The sequence below is a fragment of the Acinetobacter sp. NyZ410 genome (assembly GCF_022828975.1).
Taxonomy (GTDB): Bacteria; Pseudomonadota; Gammaproteobacteria; order Pseudomonadales; family Moraxellaceae; genus Acinetobacter; species Acinetobacter guillouiae.
Genome location: NZ_CP094620.1, coordinates 2871263 through 2887649 on the forward strand (window position 1 = coordinate 2871263; position 16387 = coordinate 2887649).

General features: G+C 37.0%; 12 protein-coding genes. 3 read left to right on the forward strand and 9 right to left on the reverse strand.

The window, feature by feature from the left end; genetic code table 11:
* Positions 1–118: 118 nt before the first annotated feature.
* Complete coding sequence (locus tag MTO68_RS13555; protein ID WP_244012863.1) at positions 119–1363, reverse strand: transposase; 1245 nt, start codon at positions 1361–1363, stop codon at positions 119–121.
* 633 nt (positions 1364–1996) lie between these two features.
* Between MTO68_RS13555 and MTO68_RS13560 the strand changes: the two genes are divergently transcribed.
* Both MTO68_RS13560 and MTO68_RS13565 read left to right on the forward strand, forming a co-directional pair.
* Positions 1997–2803: an OmpW family outer membrane protein gene (locus MTO68_RS13560; protein ID WP_244012865.1), complete on the forward strand. Its 807-nt coding sequence runs from the start codon at positions 1997–1999 to the stop codon at positions 2801–2803.
* 227 nt (positions 2804–3030) lie between these two features.
* Complete coding sequence (locus MTO68_RS13565) at positions 3031–3462, forward strand: thioesterase family protein (RefSeq protein ID WP_244012867.1); 432 nt, start codon at positions 3031–3033, stop codon at positions 3460–3462.
* A gap of 348 nt (positions 3463–3810) precedes the next feature.
* On the opposite strand, the gene MTO68_RS13570 is transcribed toward MTO68_RS13565, so the two are convergent.
* The 6 genes from MTO68_RS13570 to MTO68_RS13595 all read right to left on the reverse strand — a co-directional run bounded on the left by MTO68_RS13570 (position 3811) and on the right by MTO68_RS13595 (position 13337).
* Positions 3811–4530, reverse strand: a complete 720-nt coding sequence (locus MTO68_RS13570; protein ID WP_004719550.1) for an MgtC/SapB family protein — start codon at positions 4528–4530, stop codon at positions 3811–3813.
* A gap of 12 nt (positions 4531–4542) precedes the next feature.
* Positions 4543–7290: a magnesium-translocating P-type ATPase gene (mgtA, locus tag MTO68_RS13575; protein ID WP_244012869.1), complete on the reverse strand. Its 2748-nt coding sequence runs from the start codon at positions 7288–7290 to the stop codon at positions 4543–4545.
* Positions 7291–7324: 34 nt separating this feature from the next.
* Positions 7325–8062: a hypothetical protein gene (locus MTO68_RS13580; RefSeq protein ID WP_244012871.1), complete on the reverse strand. Its 738-nt coding sequence runs from the start codon at positions 8060–8062 to the stop codon at positions 7325–7327.
* A gap of 525 nt (positions 8063–8587) precedes the next feature.
* A complete protein-coding gene (gene dnaX / locus MTO68_RS13585) occupies positions 8588–10792 on the reverse strand; it encodes a DNA polymerase III subunit gamma/tau (protein ID WP_244012873.1) in 2205 nt (734 codons plus the stop codon).
* A gap of 67 nt (positions 10793–10859) precedes the next feature.
* A complete protein-coding gene (locus MTO68_RS13590) occupies positions 10860–11597 on the reverse strand; it encodes a hypothetical protein (RefSeq protein ID WP_244012875.1) in 738 nt (245 codons plus the stop codon).
* Between the two features lie 252 nt (positions 11598–11849).
* Positions 11850–13337, reverse strand: a complete 1488-nt coding sequence (locus MTO68_RS13595; protein ID WP_244012877.1) for an MFS transporter — start codon at positions 13335–13337, stop codon at positions 11850–11852.
* 114 nt (positions 13338–13451) lie between these two features.
* On the opposite strand from MTO68_RS13595, the gene MTO68_RS13600 reads away from it, so the two are divergent.
* Entirely contained in the window at positions 13452–14039 is a 588-nt protein-coding gene (locus MTO68_RS13600) for a TetR family transcriptional regulator (protein WP_244012879.1), read from the forward strand.
* A 116-nt stretch (positions 14040–14155) separates the two neighbouring features.
* Here MTO68_RS13600 and MTO68_RS13605 read toward each other — a convergent pair whose 3' ends face one another.
* The gene (locus MTO68_RS13605; protein WP_244012881.1) at positions 14156–15421 is read right to left on the reverse strand and encodes a serine hydrolase domain-containing protein; all 1266 of its coding nucleotides are present in this window, start codon (positions 15419–15421) and stop codon (positions 14156–14158) included.
* Positions 15422–15501: 80 nt separating this feature from the next.
* Positions 15502–16356, reverse strand: a complete 855-nt coding sequence (locus MTO68_RS13610; RefSeq protein ID WP_244012883.1) for a MaoC/PaaZ C-terminal domain-containing protein — start codon at positions 16354–16356, stop codon at positions 15502–15504.
* Positions 16357–16387 lie beyond the last annotated feature (31 nt).

A 16387-nucleotide genomic window follows, 5' to 3' on the forward strand; every position in this document is an offset into this window, starting at 1 on the left:
TCATGCATTGATTTATTGAATGCACTTTTAAATAGACTTCTTTCATAGGTCCTTTTTAAAAGCATAAATCAATATAAAAGCGCCCTCATCCTAGCCTTCCTCCAGTAGGCATTGGTATCTACACATCTTTTTGTAGAGATTCTAATGCAATTTCAGCAATCAGCTTAAGGTCATCCACCGAATGTTCAGATAATAATTGTAGTGTATTCAGTAATATTGACAGACCAGCCAAAATTGCAGGTGCACTTTCCCTTGTTCCTCTTTTTTGTTGCCTTCCTGATAGACGTGTTAGAAAGACTCTAACTCTTGAATTTTTCTCATCATTTTCTCGCTGTATTCGCCAAGTTAATACACATGCCATACTTGCAATTAACAGTCGTCTTAATATCGCTTGCGGAGTTGTTTGTAGCCATGACTCAATGTCATGGCCCGCCTGTTTTAACAACTTAAAATAGTTTTCTATTTTCCAACGCCAGTAATACCAAGTTGCCAATTCTATACTTGGTATTTCTGATGATACATTACTTAATAAGCTCCAACGAGAAAGTGATTTTCCTTGCTTATTTTTAACTTCAACTACAATCAGTCGAACGGTTAATGACTTTCCCTTTTGTGGTGGAACTCTTTTTCCCGTTTCGTCTTTCTGCATTGGTCTTGCATTACGTGTAATACTGATTTGAGTTTCACCAACATAGAGTTGTTCGCAATTCCCTTTATATTGAATTGTATGGGTTTGTGTAGTTGGTATTTGATCTGACACTTCCCTTAACTTAACATCTTCTCCTTGATATTCAACACGATTTCCTTCTTTACCTCGAATAAGAAATAAATGTTCTTGTTGATTCAATAATCTAAGATGAGCAATTGAATCTCCTTCACGATCAATAATATGTACGAGTTTCTTTTCTATTGGTAAAGACTCAATATGTTCGATTTGTTCACATAGTGCGTTTAAATGGGTTTCTTTTATTTTATGCCCATCAGTAAATGTTGAATAACGTCCAGTAGCATCACATAAAGTTTGATCTAATGGTGCAATGGGTAAACCCGTTTCAGCATCAATTAATAAACTGCTTTGTAATTCATAGCCTTTGTCACTTGCATGTGTTCTTTTGAATCTATTTAACTTGTTGTTATGTTTGAAATATTGTAGTTGAGACCAATCATGAGCAACTAAGGCATAGTGGTGATTCGATAGAGCGATTTGTTCAAACGCAAGTTTTTGAAGAGGCTGATTGAGTTGTTGAAATGAAACGTTTTCGTTATTTAAGAAACGCCAAACTGCTTGGGTTGTAGCAAAGCTAGTCTTTTGGGTAGAGGCAATATCTTTAAGCGCTGGGGCTAATGAAGCAAGTGGATTCATATTAAGTTTTACAAGACGTCCGTAGCGTTTAACTAATCGGTTATCTAGGTGTGGAATGTTAAATTGGAGAGCATGCTCTCCAATTTAACTTAAATAGATTTAATTGTGTAGATACCTATGTCCAGTAGGAGAAGGCACTTTCAATACCAATATGACTCACACCACATGATCATTTTTTAATTTATGAATAATCTTGAATAAACATGGAGTACAATTGAGACATACTCGCTGAGTGTTTTATTTAAAAGTATCAAAATATCTATCATATGACCTATAATTTGTGTTTGAAATATGCGGCCTGCATCAGATCAAATCGACCTAAATTTTGAACAAAATTTATAATCTTGTAAAAATACAGCATTAAAATTAAACTTGATTATTCTCAAAATATGAAAAAAACCATCTTATTGCCTCGTTTTGTTATATTTTTTAATCAATCGAACTTAAAGTTTTTTTAAAGATTTTATTTAAAAATGATTAATTATCAAACCATTAACCCATTAAACGTTTATTTTATGACTAGCTAGTAATTAGTTTTTATTTAATTTTTATTTAATTTTTAAAATAATTACTCTAAAATCGCGACAGATCTTAATCGGAAAATTAAGACAACTAGTATTGGAAAATGATTCTATGAAAAAACTTACATTAGCAATTCTGCCATTAGCAGCATTTGGATTAAGCAACGTTTCTCACGCAGCAACTTCAGATGGTAAAACTTTTGGTGTTTCTGCTGGTTGGTTACATGTTATGCCTCAAAGTAAAGGACAAGGCGTAAATGGTAAAACTGGTAATAGTCCTTATTTAGGTCCATTGGCGAATATACAAGCCAATAACCCAGATGCAGGCTTTAAGGTACAAAATGCGGATACCGCAGGCTTAATGCTTGATTATTTTGTCAATGACAATGTTTCGCTTGAATTAACTTTAGGCGCTCCTCCTGAAATGGAGCTTGCTGGTAAAGGTAGCATTAAAGTTCATGGTGTTACTGTCGTTGATCTAAATAAATTTGATAAAGCTGCAACAACAGATGCTTATACACCAACGCTTTCTGGTCGTTATCACTTTGGTTCAATCAACAACAAGATCCGTCCTTATGTAGGTGCAGGCTTGATGTATGCTCATTTCTCAAATGTTGAGACTGATTCAGCAATCAATGATGCATTAAAAGCCAATCCTTTACTTGGTCGATACAATCCAGAACTAGGTAAAGTTAAAGTTGATGACGCGTTTGCACCTGTTGCAATCCTTGGCGCAGATTTCAATATCAACAAAAATTGGTATGCAACTGCTTCTGTTTCATATGCGCATTTAACAACAAAAGCAAAATTAAATGTTAATGGTACAACGCCAGCTGGACAAACTACTTTAATTTCAGGCCAAAGCAGCATTGAGATTAAACCAATCGTGACTTATTTAGGTCTTGGTTATCGTTTCTAATCAATTTAGACTGAATCAGTTCTAAATTGCAAAAGCTCATTAGGTTAGACTTAATGAGCTTTTTTATTGCATACACTTGATTATAAATGTTTAACTAAAACACTTGTAAACAAGTGCAAAATTCATCTATAAAGTTACTTGTTTATAAAATCTTGAAAAGCATTGACTTGGTGATTGATCACGAAAAAGCGCTGTTAATTTTTTATCTATTTGAATGAATAATCCAAATGAAACCAGAAATAAAATTACGTACCCAATATTCCTTTATCTTCCCTATCCAAACACGTTGGGCAGACAACGATATTTATGGTCATGTGAATAATGTGACTTATTATAGTTATTTTGACACTGCGGCAAATGCGCTCCTGATCCAAAAAACAGACTTTGATATACACCATTCACCCATCATTGGCTTGGTGGTAAATTCTTCATGTCATTTTCTCGAAGAACTCACCTATCCAGAAATTATTGAGGTTGGGGTCGCCATTGCAAAAATTGGTAATTCATCACTGAGCTATGATCTGGCTATTTTCAAACAAGGTAAAACTCAAGCTTCAGCACAAGGTCAATTTGTACATGTATTTGTCGAACGTGAGACAAAGAAAAGCACCCCGATTCCACAAAAAATGCGAGATGCTTTGCAAGACTATACAACCTGAGTTCGATATAAGTTTTTGATGAAATATGATACGCGGAAACGTCATCCGCAACTGTCTGAGGCAGGACTTCATTCTTAAAGTATTGTTTCTGCGATTCATTGAATGCGTTTCTGGTCGTCGACGAGTTTTGCGGATGACAATGGTTTTGCCTACTTTTGCCGAAACAAAAGTAGGGCGAGCCGCAGGCTGATCCTGAAATTGAATGACAGTTCAGCAAGACTCCGTCAAGATCCTTGCTTTTCAATAAGTTAAAGATATAGTTAAGTCGAACTCACGTTATATAGTTTAAGCCTAAAAAATTGACACTTAAGACTATTTAGCTCCGACACCCTAAAAATAAACATCATTTTAAGCCAAGGTATTTTGATCCCAAAAAGCCTGACTCACTTCAGGCATTTGATTTAACATTTCAATAATTGGCTGAATTTCTTTTTCCTCAACGGAATTCGCAATCAAAATCGCCTTAATTTCCACATCTTGTTCACCAAACGGTTCTACATCAAAATCTTTGGCTGGAAAATGATAACGCTTTAAAGCTTTATTCAGCTCATCCATGACATATTTACTGTGCTCTTTTTGACAAACCACATAAATTTCATGTTGCATTTCCGAATCAACATTTAAAGGTTTACGGTCGATAATATGCCCAATAGGACGTAATAAAGTATTGGCTGCCAAAATAAATATCGTCGCTAATATTGCTTCCACCAAACGGTCACAACCTGCCGCAGCACCGACAGCAGCAGAACACCACAAGGTTGCAGCAGTATTGAGCCCTTGAATATTCCCTTCTTGGCGCATGATTACCCCTGCGCCAAGAAATCCAATGCCAGAAACTACATAAGCAATCACCCGTACTGAACCATCAGCACCTGTTAAGTTATTGGCAATATCAACAAATATAGCAGCGCCAAGTGCGACTAATACATTGGTTCTTAAACCTGCTGTACGCTGCCTATACTGTCGCTCAAACCCGATCAACCCCCCTAAAATAAAAGCGCCAAGTAAACTAATCAAGGTATCTAGCATATTCGCTAATTCTAGATGTTGCATGAATTGGAGTTGCATTGGAGTTCTCCATTACCACCCGTAACGACGGATGTAAATTTTTTTCATCAGTTGCACAACCAGCATGTAGCCAAGCAAGATGAAAGGTAAAAATAAGAAATAAGTTAATGGTAAAGCTTGTAATTTTAAGTACTCAGCAAAAGACCCCATTGGTAAGAAAATACCAGCAGCCACAATGACCAAAGTCATGACCATCAAAGGCATTGCCGCACGACTTTGAATAAATGGTATTTTTTCTGTACGAATCATATGCACAATAATCGTTTGTGTTAATAATCCTACGACAAACCAACCGGATTGAAACAAGGTTTGCTGTTCTGGTGAATTTGCATGAAATACAAACCACATCAGAGCAAAGGTCAAAATGTCAAAGATCGAACTGAGTGGCCCAAAGAAAATCATAAAACGTCCAATTTCATTTGGTTTCCAGCTTTGCGGTTTTTCAATCAACTCATCATCAACATTGTCAAATGGAATGGCGATTTGTGATACATCATAAAGTAAGTTCTGTACCAGCAAATGAATCGGTAGCATTGGTAAAAACGGAATAAAAGCACTAGCTACTAATACCGAAAAAACATTACCAAAATTTGAACTTGCCGTCATTTTGATATATTTCAACATATTGGCAAATGTACGTCGTCCCTCTAGCACGCCTTCTTCAAGCACCATTAAACTTTTTTCAAGTAAAATTAAATCTGCTGACTCTTTGGCTATATCCACTGCTGTATCAACCGAAATTCCAATATCAGCACTGCGTATCGCAGCCGCATCATTGATTCCATCGCCTAGGAATCCAACCACATGTCCATTCTCTTTCAGCTGCATCACAATACGTTCTTTGTGAACAGGACTTAACTTGGCAAATACCTGTGTATATTCAACGGCAAATTTTAGTTCTTCATCAGTCATGTTCTCAACATGCCCACCCAAAAGAACATGTTCACAGTCCAGACCAAGTTCTTTGCAGACCTTTTGCGTAACAAACTCATTATCACCGGTAAGCACTTTGACATTGACGCCATGCGCTGCCAATTGAGCTAAAGCAGGTGCAGCAGATTTTTTAGGAGGATCCAAGAAAGTCAGATATCCAGTTAAAATCAAATTACTTTCATCTGCGACAGAAAAGTCATCTGATCTACCACTAAAATCTCGATACGCGATGGCAATAACACGTAAACCCTCAAGATTAAATTGACGTATTTTTTCTTGAATCGCCTCAAGATGGGCTGGCGTTAATAACTCAATCTTGTCATTTATCTCTACGTGCGAACAGACTTTCAGCATTTCCTCTGCCGCACCTTTAGTGATAATACGTGCGTTACCCTGTAAGGTTCTGACTACTACTGACATACGTCGACGCACAAAATCAAACGGTACTTCATCAAGCTTTTTAAATTTAAAATTTAGATCCTGTAAGTCTTGTGCTGCATGGTCCAAAATTGCAGCATCCAGTAAATTTTTCAGCCCTCTTTGGTAATAGCTATTTAAGTAAGCCTGTACCAGTACACGTTGTGATGTCTTACCATTTACATCGACATGTTGTGATAAACAAATTTTATCTTCAGTCAAGGTACCTGTTTTATCAGTGCATAAAACATCCATTGCGCCAAAATTTTGAATCGCATCTAAACGTTTAACGATAACTTTTTTACGAGATAAAAATACTGCACCTTTGGCCAATGTTGAGGTCACGATCATCGGTAACATTTCAGGTGTTAAACCCACAGCTACAGATAAAGCAAACAGCAATGCTTCACTCCAATCGCCTTTGGTAAAGCCATTGATAAATAATACAACTGGCGCCATGATCAACATAAATCGAATCAATAACCAACTGACTTTATTTACCCCCATTTGAAATGAGGTCGTTGCACGATCTGCATGGGATACTCGGTGTGCCAATGCGCCAAAATAGGTTTGTGTCCCAGTATTCACCACCACCGCTTTTGCAGAACCAGACACAATATTGGTTCCCATAAAAACAATATTTTCCAGTTCCAATGCATTTTGCAGGGTGTGATCTTTTTGATCAGCAAACTTTTCTACAGGAATAGATTCACCTGTCATCGACGCTTGTGAAACAAACAGATCTTTTGCAAAAATAATTCGACAATCCGCAGGGATCATATCTCCAGCAGATAGTAAAATGATGTCACCAGGAACCAAATCTTGGATCGCAAGTTCAACCTGTTGAGATCCTTGATCTAGGTCATATTGCAAGGTTTCAAGGTCTGGATCATCCCAATCAACTTGACGAATCACAGTAGCCGTATTACTTACCATTGCTTTTAATGCAGCGGCTGCTTTATTTGACTTAAATTCTTGCCAATAGCGCAGTACCGTAGAAAGTACAACCATGGTTGTAATAATGATTGTGCCTTCTATATCGTCGGTAAAGAAAGCCACCAAAGCCAAAATGGTAAGTAAAATATTAAATGGATTACGATAGGCATACCAAAGATGCTTCCACCACGGCAGTGGTTTTTCATGCGCAAGCTCATTTAATCCAAATTGTTCTTGTCGCTGTTCAACCTGCTTTGCTGACAAGCCTTGCTCTGTTGTATTTAAATGATTGAGCAATTGGTCTGAAGCTACATAGGAAGCATTGATCAAACTTTGTGAAAGCTTTTTACTAATTTCACTGGCATAACTGGCTTGATGTAATTCTTTAAATGAACGATGACGTTCAAATAAGTGTTGAATATGATATTTTTTGATGAAATTAGAAAATAAACGTTGCCATAGATTATGAAGCATAATGTTCTCCTTTTTTGGCAATAAAGACTTCTTCCTATTGAACAGGAATTGAATTAGATGATTTTTTTATGAGCTTAAAATTGGTGAGAAACTCAGCTCCCAGCCCAAACCAGCGATCATGATGGTGGTCAAATCGATCTGCATAAGCCACTTGGACCCTGACAAAATCTTGAATCAACTCATAACCAAATGCGGTTTGAAAAAATACAGACTGATGATCTTGATTAAAGATTTCTGCACTGAGCGAAGTTTTAGCATTGATCCAATAATTACTTGAAATTGCAGCTAAAACATACTGAGTATTGCCCTGATGTTCATAGGAGATATTGCCATTTAAAAATAACCGATCATCCAGTAATAAATAAGTTACGGGGAGATTCACTTTCCAACTAGTGTGGTCATCACCATACATATTTCGGCTTATTGTTAAGGATGCGGCAGCGCCCCAACTATTTGACTCCACTGCTTTCAAATTACGTTTGAATTGACCTGATATCACATCATGACGATTCTTATTTTGAACATGATCATCCAGTTGAAAACTTAATTCCAAATTTTTGGCAATGCCACATACTGGAGAAAAACTGGAATTAACCTCCTGATGTTTATAAAAGTTTATATTACTTTCAAAATGGCAAGTATATAGATCAGCAACACTTGCATCATCTGTGATTAATACAGGATCGGCATATGCTGATTTATGAATAATAAGTAATAAAAAGCAGCCCGTAATCAGTACTGTTTCTATCATACAAAGTTGATTGATTACCATCCGTAATCCTCATTGCTGAGGCGGTATGAATCTAAGTGCGCACAAAAACAAGCCAAAATTGAACTGATTAAAGTCAAAATTGAGCTGTTTCACGTCAAAATGGGGATGTAGTTTAAAATCAGATTATAACTGTCTCATTGCAAGACAGCTCTCCTAAAGGCAGTGCACTCTTGCTCAGATACGAATAATGGCTGTATATAAACTACAGCGCCTCGATGAACAATTTGCCACTTAGGGTCTCCGCTAATTAAAGTTGCCGCAATTATAACCATAAAAATATTTAAAACAAGTGATTTTCAGCATAACAACGCCTATAAATGCCAGATTGATCATTATAATTTGAATTAAAATTCTTATATAAATTGAGAACCTGATGAGATTTTAAAATGATTTACCTTGGCACAGGCAGAAAAGGATTGTGAATATTGCCTAAATTTCGGCAAAATACAGTGGAATAAAAACAAGCCCAATTCCAGTGAAATTGAGCTTGTTTAAAACGTTATTTAATCTAGATGTTTTTTAAAATTAGGCTTTAAGCTGAATATTTTCCAACTTTCCATCCAATGCTTCAATTAAGCTTTTGACCAAAGGCTCTTTTTGAAGCATTTCACTGGCACGATCATAAGCTCGAAGCTTACGCTCGTTTTGCATCATATAAGGTGTGGTCGATTCAACTTCACCATATTGCACCGTAAACAAAGTACTCGGCCATTGCTGTTTTAATTTCGCCTCAAGATCATGTTGTGCTTGGTTCAGTAATTTTTCATATTTTTGTGAAATTTGAAAAATAGATTGACCATCCACATCCCCAGTCATTAACCCATGCTGTGCAAGTTCTTGAACAGCTGGAGAAAGTGAGCTATTTCTAAACCAATACTCCCATTTATCAACTGTCCACTCACCTTCTAAGACCTGTAATTTTAAGGCAAGTATTTGTTGTGGCGTTTGTTCCTCAGAACAAGATCCACGTTCTATTTCAGGGATAATATTAGAAACTTGAGCTGGAGTATCTGTTTGAGAATGAATAGGCTCAACCAAATCAATTTCAACATTTTGATCCTGATTTTCAGGTGCTAAAAAGAATACATCTTGATTTGGACTAGACGGAGACGTGGTATTTTTCGGTTGACTCAACTCAGCACCAAACAAGGTTAAACTTGGTTCTGCATCTTCTACGTCAATTTTCTCTTGAACAATTGGCGGCTGCGCTTCAACACCTTGACTATTATGAGCCGTTGCTTCAACCACAGCGCTTTGTTGTACTTCCTCAGTAAAGTCATCTAAATAGTCATCACTGCTCGGTTCATGGTCAACACTTTGCTGTTGAGTTTGCTGATCTTCAACTTGGTCAAAAGCTGGATCTAAATCACTCACTACACGCTGCGAATTGACCTCAACCTGCGCTTGCTGTGTCTCCGCTACTGGCGCGTCAGTTTCTGGTTGTGAACTCACATTCAAAGTAGCATTTTGTTGTTCACTGTTTTTTTCAACAGGCACTTGCTGAGCCTGCTGTTGATGAGCTGGCTCTTGCTGAATTTGCTCTTGCTGAATGTGTGCTTGTTGCGGTTGCTGTGAAATAACAACTTGATCGATATTCTGATTGTTTTGTGGTTGTTGAGCTTGAGAGACTACAATTTCATTGCTTTGCATCGGTCTAAATGCCAGTAAACGCAATACTGTCATTTCAAAGCCTTGCTCTTGTGTTACTGCAAGTTGTAGCTCCGCTCTACCTTTACTGGCAATTTGATAATAAAGCTGTAAATCTTGTGCAGAGACAATTTTTGATAACTGCATAATTTTTTGATTAATTTCAGCACTGTATTTTAGACTTAAATCAGGCAAATATTGCAACATTGCCAACTCATGCAAAGTCGAAATAAACTGATCTAAAACCAATGAAACATCTAAAGCCTGTTGCCTAAATTGTAGTAATAATTGGCTGACACGTGCATTTTCGTTTTGGTGAATTGCCAAGATCAAATCATAAATGATGGTTCTATCAATCAAACCCAGCATTTCTTTGACATCTTGATGATGAATTGCACCTTGACCATAGGCAATTGCTTGGTCAGTTAAAGACAATGCATCACGTAATGAACCTTGGGCAGATTCAGCAATTTGCCAAATCGCATCTTGCTCTGATGAAATTTCTTCTTTATTTAAAATATCTGTAAGGTGATGGGTAATTTCATCTACAGCCAATGGACGTAATGTAAATTGCAAGCAACGCGAAATCACCGTAATTGGTAATTTTTGTGGATCTGTTGTGGCAAATAAAAATTTTACATGTTCAGGCGGTTCTTCTAATGTTTTCAATAACGCATTAAATGAATGCGTCGAAAGCATATGTACCTCATCGATCAAATATACCTTAAATCGCCCTTGGGTCGGTGCATAAGGCACATTATCCAGCAACTCACGTGTGTCTTCAACTTTTGTCCGTGATGCCGCATCGATTTCAATAAGGTCAATAAAGCGCCCTTCATTTACCGCCTTACAGGTTGCACAAACTTCACAAGGTGTAGAAGTTACCCCTGTTTCACAATTTAAACATTTCGCTAAAATTCGAGCAATCGTGGTTTTCCCCACCCCGCGTGTTCCAGTAAATAAATAGGCATGGTGTAAACGTCCACGATCTAAAGCACTGGTCAGTGCACGTGAAACGTGATTCTGTCCGACCAATTCATTAAAGTTACGTGGGCGATATTTACGTGCAAGTACCTGATACATGGAAGCTCCTAGTTACAGGTCTAAGGATACTGTTTTTTTGCTGATTAGTGAATGAAGAACTGTAGAGTTATTTTTTATTAGAGATAATTCGATCAATTTCTTCGAGTTTTGCTATTCTAATCACCTTTTTTGAATCGTGTTTAAGTAAAATTAGCTTATCTTGGCTTGCATCCAAAATGTACCAACCCGTACTATTTTTCTCATCTTTTAATTTAGCCATTGGCAATTGTTCAAGATTGTTCAGCTTTATTTGCGCTGAGAAACAAGTCGTTAAAGCAACAAATACGATCAGAATAAATAATTTGATTTCATTATCTTTTTTTATTTCTTTATTTGTAAATATCCCGAATGTAAGCCCAATTAGGACACAATTCCAAAACATTGAAGTGATACTGATAAGGCCAAATGTTGTTAATAAAAAAACAATTATTGAAGCAATAGCAATAACAAAAATGGTTTGCCAAAAGTGGAATGAATTATCCTGTTGAATAATTGCTTGATAAGTATTATCCGTTTGATCTGGGTCTGTTGATAGTTTAAAGCGTTTTTTCTGTCTAAAATTGAATGATTTCTTAATTAACCATTTGAATGTTTCCATTAAAAAAATAACTAAAACAATAACTCCAGACATCAAAAGCAAAACTTTTAATATTTCAAAAATATAGAAGGTAGGCGATAAAATAGACATTACCCACACTGCATCTAAGGAATAGTAGAAAAAAGCATTTGAAAAGACAGATATACTTAATGCTACGACAGACAATACTCCAAATAACTCTGTAATTGATAATTCTTTTTTAATCATTTAATTAAAGTCAAAAATATTATTGATTGTTTTTAACACAACACCTGTACAATATAAAGTTTATCTATCTCTTAAATAGATTTAAAAATATACACTAGCAAATTTACTAAAAAAAACACTGCCGTGGCAGTGTTGATTAAATCACAATTTGAGCTTGCTAAAGTTTTTCAATCGGTACATCAAACTCATTTTTTCACACTGTAAAATCCAAATATAAAAAATAAGCGCATAATTTAAATTATGTGCAATATTCTAGACAGCGATCTGTTTCTTTGCTGGTAAAGCACGCCAAACAAATACAGATAAAACTAGGAACATCAGACCCGAAATACCCAAGACTTTACTATGCGAATGAATAAACGCTTCAAAAGCAGCTTGTTTTACCTGTTGCATCAATGCAGGTTCTAATTGTTTGCTCAGCAATAATGCCTCACCAATAGAAGAACTTGCTTGAGCTGCGATATTCAGCGGTAAATGATCAGGTAAGATAATCGAATGCGCATAAAATATAGATAGCAATAGTCCAAAAATCGCAATCCCAAGACCTGCACCTAACTCATATGCCATGCCTTCGATTGCACCAGCAGCCGTTGCTTTTTGTGGAGGTACAGCAGACATAATAGCTGCTGTGGAAGATAATAACGCGATTTCAACACTGATCCCCATCAGCACCATCCACACCCAAGCTTGAATATAATCAACATCAAAATTGGTCATGGCCAAACCAAAGAAACATAAGGCACACATCAGCATCCCAACAGTTGCTACAGGTCTTAAACCATAGTGATTCATTAAAATACTGGTAAAGGGTCCACCAATACTAATTGCAATCATAAAGGGTAAAATAAACAAACCTGCTTCCAATGGGCTATATCCATACACAAACTGTAACTCTTGTGAAAGCAGTAGCTCAAAACCAACTAATGCAATCATAGCCACCATTGCCATCACAATACTGGTTGAGATCACAGGATTCTTAAACAGACTAAAATCGATCATCGGTTGGGTTGTTTTCAATTGATGGCGGATAAATCCCACTAACAATCCCAATCCAAGCACAAAAATCAAAATCATCCCTAGGCTAAACGCATAGATAGAGGTCTTAATCGAATAAATCAGCATTAAGATTGCAGTGACCAAAATGAGCGCTTGTAATAGATTTAAAGGTTGTTTGGTTTGTACTGCTTGCTTTGGCACCAGCCATGTGGTCAATACCAAGACCAAAATAATAATTGGCACATTAATCAGAAACACGGTTCCCCATGAAAAATGTTCCAGAATAAAACCACCCAAAAGTGGACCAAAAGCGGCTCCACCACCACCGACAGTTCCCCAAATACCTAAAGCATAATTACGTTGTTTTTCATCTAAAAAGGTATTGCGAACACCTGCCAAGGTTGCAGGTAAAATCATGGCAGCGCCTACACCAAGAAATGCTCGGGCAGCAATCAACATATAGGCTGAACTCGCAAAAGCAGCCATGAGAGAAGCCACTCCAAAAATACCAGCACCAATCAGCATCAGCCGTTTAAAACCAATACGATCCCCCAATGCCCCCATGGGTAAAATCAAACCTGCCATGATCAGTGAATAGATATCTATCACCCAGAGCATTTCATTACTGGATAGTGATAAGGCAGCACTCAATGTTGGGATGGCAACATGCAAAACCGTTGCATCAATTGAAACCGGTAAATAAATTAAAACGATGATTGCCAAAATCACCCAATTGCGGTACATAACACACCTAATTAAAGTTGGACACTTGTTCAAGTTTCATCATTATAACCAGACTTGAACAAACGTCCAACTTTGTTTAATATTTGTTTTGTAAATTTTGTTGTATTAAAAGTGATGAACTATTTAAACCGAGAACAACGTCGTAATATGATTTTGGATGCAGCAAAGCGTGTTGCATTACAAGATGGATTGAATGGATTAACTGTGCGCCGTATTGCCGCAGAAGCACAAGTTTCAACAGGACAAGTACATCATCACTTTGAATCAAGTTCGCATTTAAAGGCCGAAGTTTTTATTGAATTAATGGATCAACTCAATGAAGTAGAAGATCAAATTAAAACCGACAGTAGTTTTGAGCGTTTATCTCTCTTGCTAGGCTTTGAAAATATTGAACTAACTCAACCCTATTTACGACTCTGGAATGAAGCTGAGATTTTAATCGACCAAGATCCTGAAATTAAAAAAGCTTATAATATTACGATGGAACAATGGCATGTTGCTTTGGTTACTGCGATTGAACATGGCGTCAGCCAACAAGAATTTAAAATTGCTACAGCCAGCAGCAGCCAAGACATTGCTTGGCGGCTGATTGCTTTTGTTTGTGGTTTAGAAGGAATCTATCAACTTGGCTTAAAAGGTCTAAACCAACACTCATTTAAACATCATGTCGAAACCATTCTAAAAATGGAGTTATTTGCCTAAGAAAATATTGATAAATCTATATACCGCTGTTTAAAGTCCTTATTTTTAATTCTTTTGCACTATAAGACTCAGCCATCTGATCTTCTATAAAATTTCAATCGCTTTGATCTTAATATTTAGAACCAGCCTTTACTTCCCTTAAGTAAACCGTCGGCGCAACGCAATGTTTCTTGGGTCAACCCCCAAAGACGATAATCACCGGTGATTGAACCAATGGCAAAATTATGAGTATAGGCAAAACTAAGCTCTCGTTGTGGATCACACCACGCCCCAGAACCATTATATCCAATATGACCAAAGCCTTGCTTGGCACGTTTACCCATACTAATCACACGGTGGTAGCCTAAACGCCATTTCATAGGAATTGGCATCACGCGATCTCGTTTAATCGATTGGATTTGACTTAACTCTGCAAATATTTCAGGGCGAATGAAAACTTTTCCTTCCCAAACCCCTTTATTTGCCATCATGGCATAAACTTTTGCAAGACTATTGGCGCTAAATACACCATTGGCCGCTGGAATAATTGCTTGAAGCCCTTGGTCACTAAAGAAACTAAAATCACGCATCCCTTTCGGTACCATAGCATCTAAAAAATCTTGCGGATTTTGTCCAGTTAATTCAACCAATTTATCGGAAAAAGACGTTTTATGATGCTTCTTGGCTTTGCTCTTACTGGATTTTGTTTCTGTTTTTTGTACAGGTGCTGCTTTTTGAATTAAACGCGCCACACGATTTAGCTCAGATTCAGGCACACCAAAATAGGCACCATCAAGTTGTAGGGGTTCAATCAAATACTTCTGCATTAACTGTGTTAAAGATTGTTGCGTTGCTTTCTCTAAAACACCACCCACCAACCAGCCAAATGTTAATGCCTGATATGCAATATCAGTTCCTACAGCAAAACGAGGTGTGGCCTGCTCCATGACCTTGAGCATATGCTGCCAATCTGCCATTTCAACGGCACCAGCAATAATATTGCGAATATCGTATAAGCCACTTTGATGACTTAAAAGATGACGCAGTGTCATATTCTCTTTACCATTTTGAGCAAATTCAGGCCAAAAATTGACTATAGGCGTATCGTAGTCTAAGAAACCTTCACTCACCAAAATATGCGCGAGTGTTGCCAGTACACCTTTCCCTGTGGAATAACACACTGACAAAGTTTGCTCATCCCATTGCTCAGTTTTTGATTTTTTACCCGTATATATATCGACAACTTTTTCATTTTGAAAATAAACAGTTAAAGCAGCACCACCATTTTCGCTACGACCATCCTGCAAACGACTAAATTGAACAGCGAGATCTTGAAAACGCTCATCCACATAGCCCTGATAATTTTTCGTACTCGCAAAAATAATGTCCGTTAAACTGCTCATTGCCCTATCCTATTTTTTTAATCATAACTTTTTTAATTAAAAAAGCCTGAATCATCTCGACTCAGGCTTTATATTTTATCTTATAAAGCGTTAACCACACCAGAAACATGAGGTTTTTGTGATTTTTGATTACGAATCAAAAAGTCAGTTGTTGTACCATCTTGTGCAGTTAAAAATTCTACTGTTGAAGGTAAATACATCGGCAATTTAAACAATACATCGGCTTCATAAGCTTCTGGTAAGTTGAGCCCAGCGAGAACGCGAGCCTTGCTCCACATCCCATGAGCAATCGCTTGTTTAAAACCAAATGCTTTTGCGGTTAATGCATGGATATGAATCAAGTTAAAGTCGCCTGATGTCATAGCATAACGACGACCAGTATTTTCAGAAACTTCCCAAACCGCCTGAACTTGATAATCTGGTTCTTTTTTATCTTTTGGTTTTTCTGTAACTGAACCATCGGTCTTTTGACGTGCTAGATAGGTGGTTAATCCTTGCATGACCACGTCACCGCCAACTTTGGCTGTTGTGATGAAATCGAACTGAACCCCTTTATCATGGGGCTTTAACTCACCAAATTGACAAGATAAAGTCAGCTGTTCATTGACCCCAATTTTACGTGTTTGCTTAATTTGATTGCGAATATGCACCAAGCCTAAGATTGCAAAAGGAAATGCTTCAAAGGTCATCATATGCATTTGTAAACTTTGCGATAAAACAGCTAAATAAATCGCGGGAATATACCCATTATTTTTAAAACCACACACTTCGTTATATGCTTTTAAATGATTTGGATCAATTTTGAATGAATCAACCACATATTCAACTTGCGGTAGAACTTTTTCACCTTTTGGCTTTTTAAAAATTAAACCCTGAATCACTTTTGGATAAGCTAAATATGGCTTAGGAAGTTGACTAAAATGGCGAGTATTCATACTGGACCTTTGAAAAATTAATTCTTATTCA

Excerpts from the sequence above, each read along its gene's own strand:
- MTO68_RS13565 (WP_244012867.1), top strand. The coding sequence starts at position 3,031 with ATGAAACCAGAAATAAAATTACGTACCCAATATTCCTTTATCTTCCCT.
- MTO68_RS13580 (WP_244012871.1), bottom strand. The coding sequence starts at position 8,062 with ATGGTAATCAATCAACTTTGTATGATAGAAACAGTACTGATTACGGGC.
- MTO68_RS13605 (WP_244012881.1), bottom strand. The coding sequence starts at position 15,421 with ATGAGCAGTTTAACGGACATTATTTTTGCGAGTACGAAAAATTATCAG.
- MTO68_RS13590 (WP_244012875.1), bottom strand. The coding sequence starts at position 11,597 with ATGATTAAAAAAGAATTATCAATTACAGAGTTATTTGGAGTATTGTCT.
- MTO68_RS13610 (WP_244012883.1), bottom strand. The coding sequence starts at position 16,356 with ATGAATACTCGCCATTTTAGTCAACTTCCTAAGCCATATTTAGCTTAT.
- MTO68_RS13555 (WP_244012863.1), bottom strand. The coding sequence starts at position 1,363 with ATGAATCCACTTGCTTCATTAGCCCCAGCGCTTAAAGATATTGCCTCT.
- MTO68_RS13600 (WP_244012879.1), top strand. The coding sequence starts at position 13,452 with ATGAACTATTTAAACCGAGAACAACGTCGTAATATGATTTTGGATGCA.
- mgtA (WP_244012869.1), bottom strand. The coding sequence starts at position 7,290 with ATGCTTCATAATCTATGGCAACGTTTATTTTCTAATTTCATCAAAAAA.
- dnaX (WP_244012873.1), bottom strand. The coding sequence starts at position 10,792 with ATGTATCAGGTACTTGCACGTAAATATCGCCCACGTAACTTTAATGAA.
- MTO68_RS13560 (WP_244012865.1), top strand. The coding sequence starts at position 1,997 with ATGAAAAAACTTACATTAGCAATTCTGCCATTAGCAGCATTTGGATTA.
- MTO68_RS13570 (WP_004719550.1), bottom strand. The coding sequence starts at position 4,530 with ATGCAACTCCAATTCATGCAACATCTAGAATTAGCGAATATGCTAGAT.
- MTO68_RS13595 (WP_244012877.1), bottom strand. The coding sequence starts at position 13,337 with ATGTACCGCAATTGGGTGATTTTGGCAATCATCGTTTTAATTTATTTA.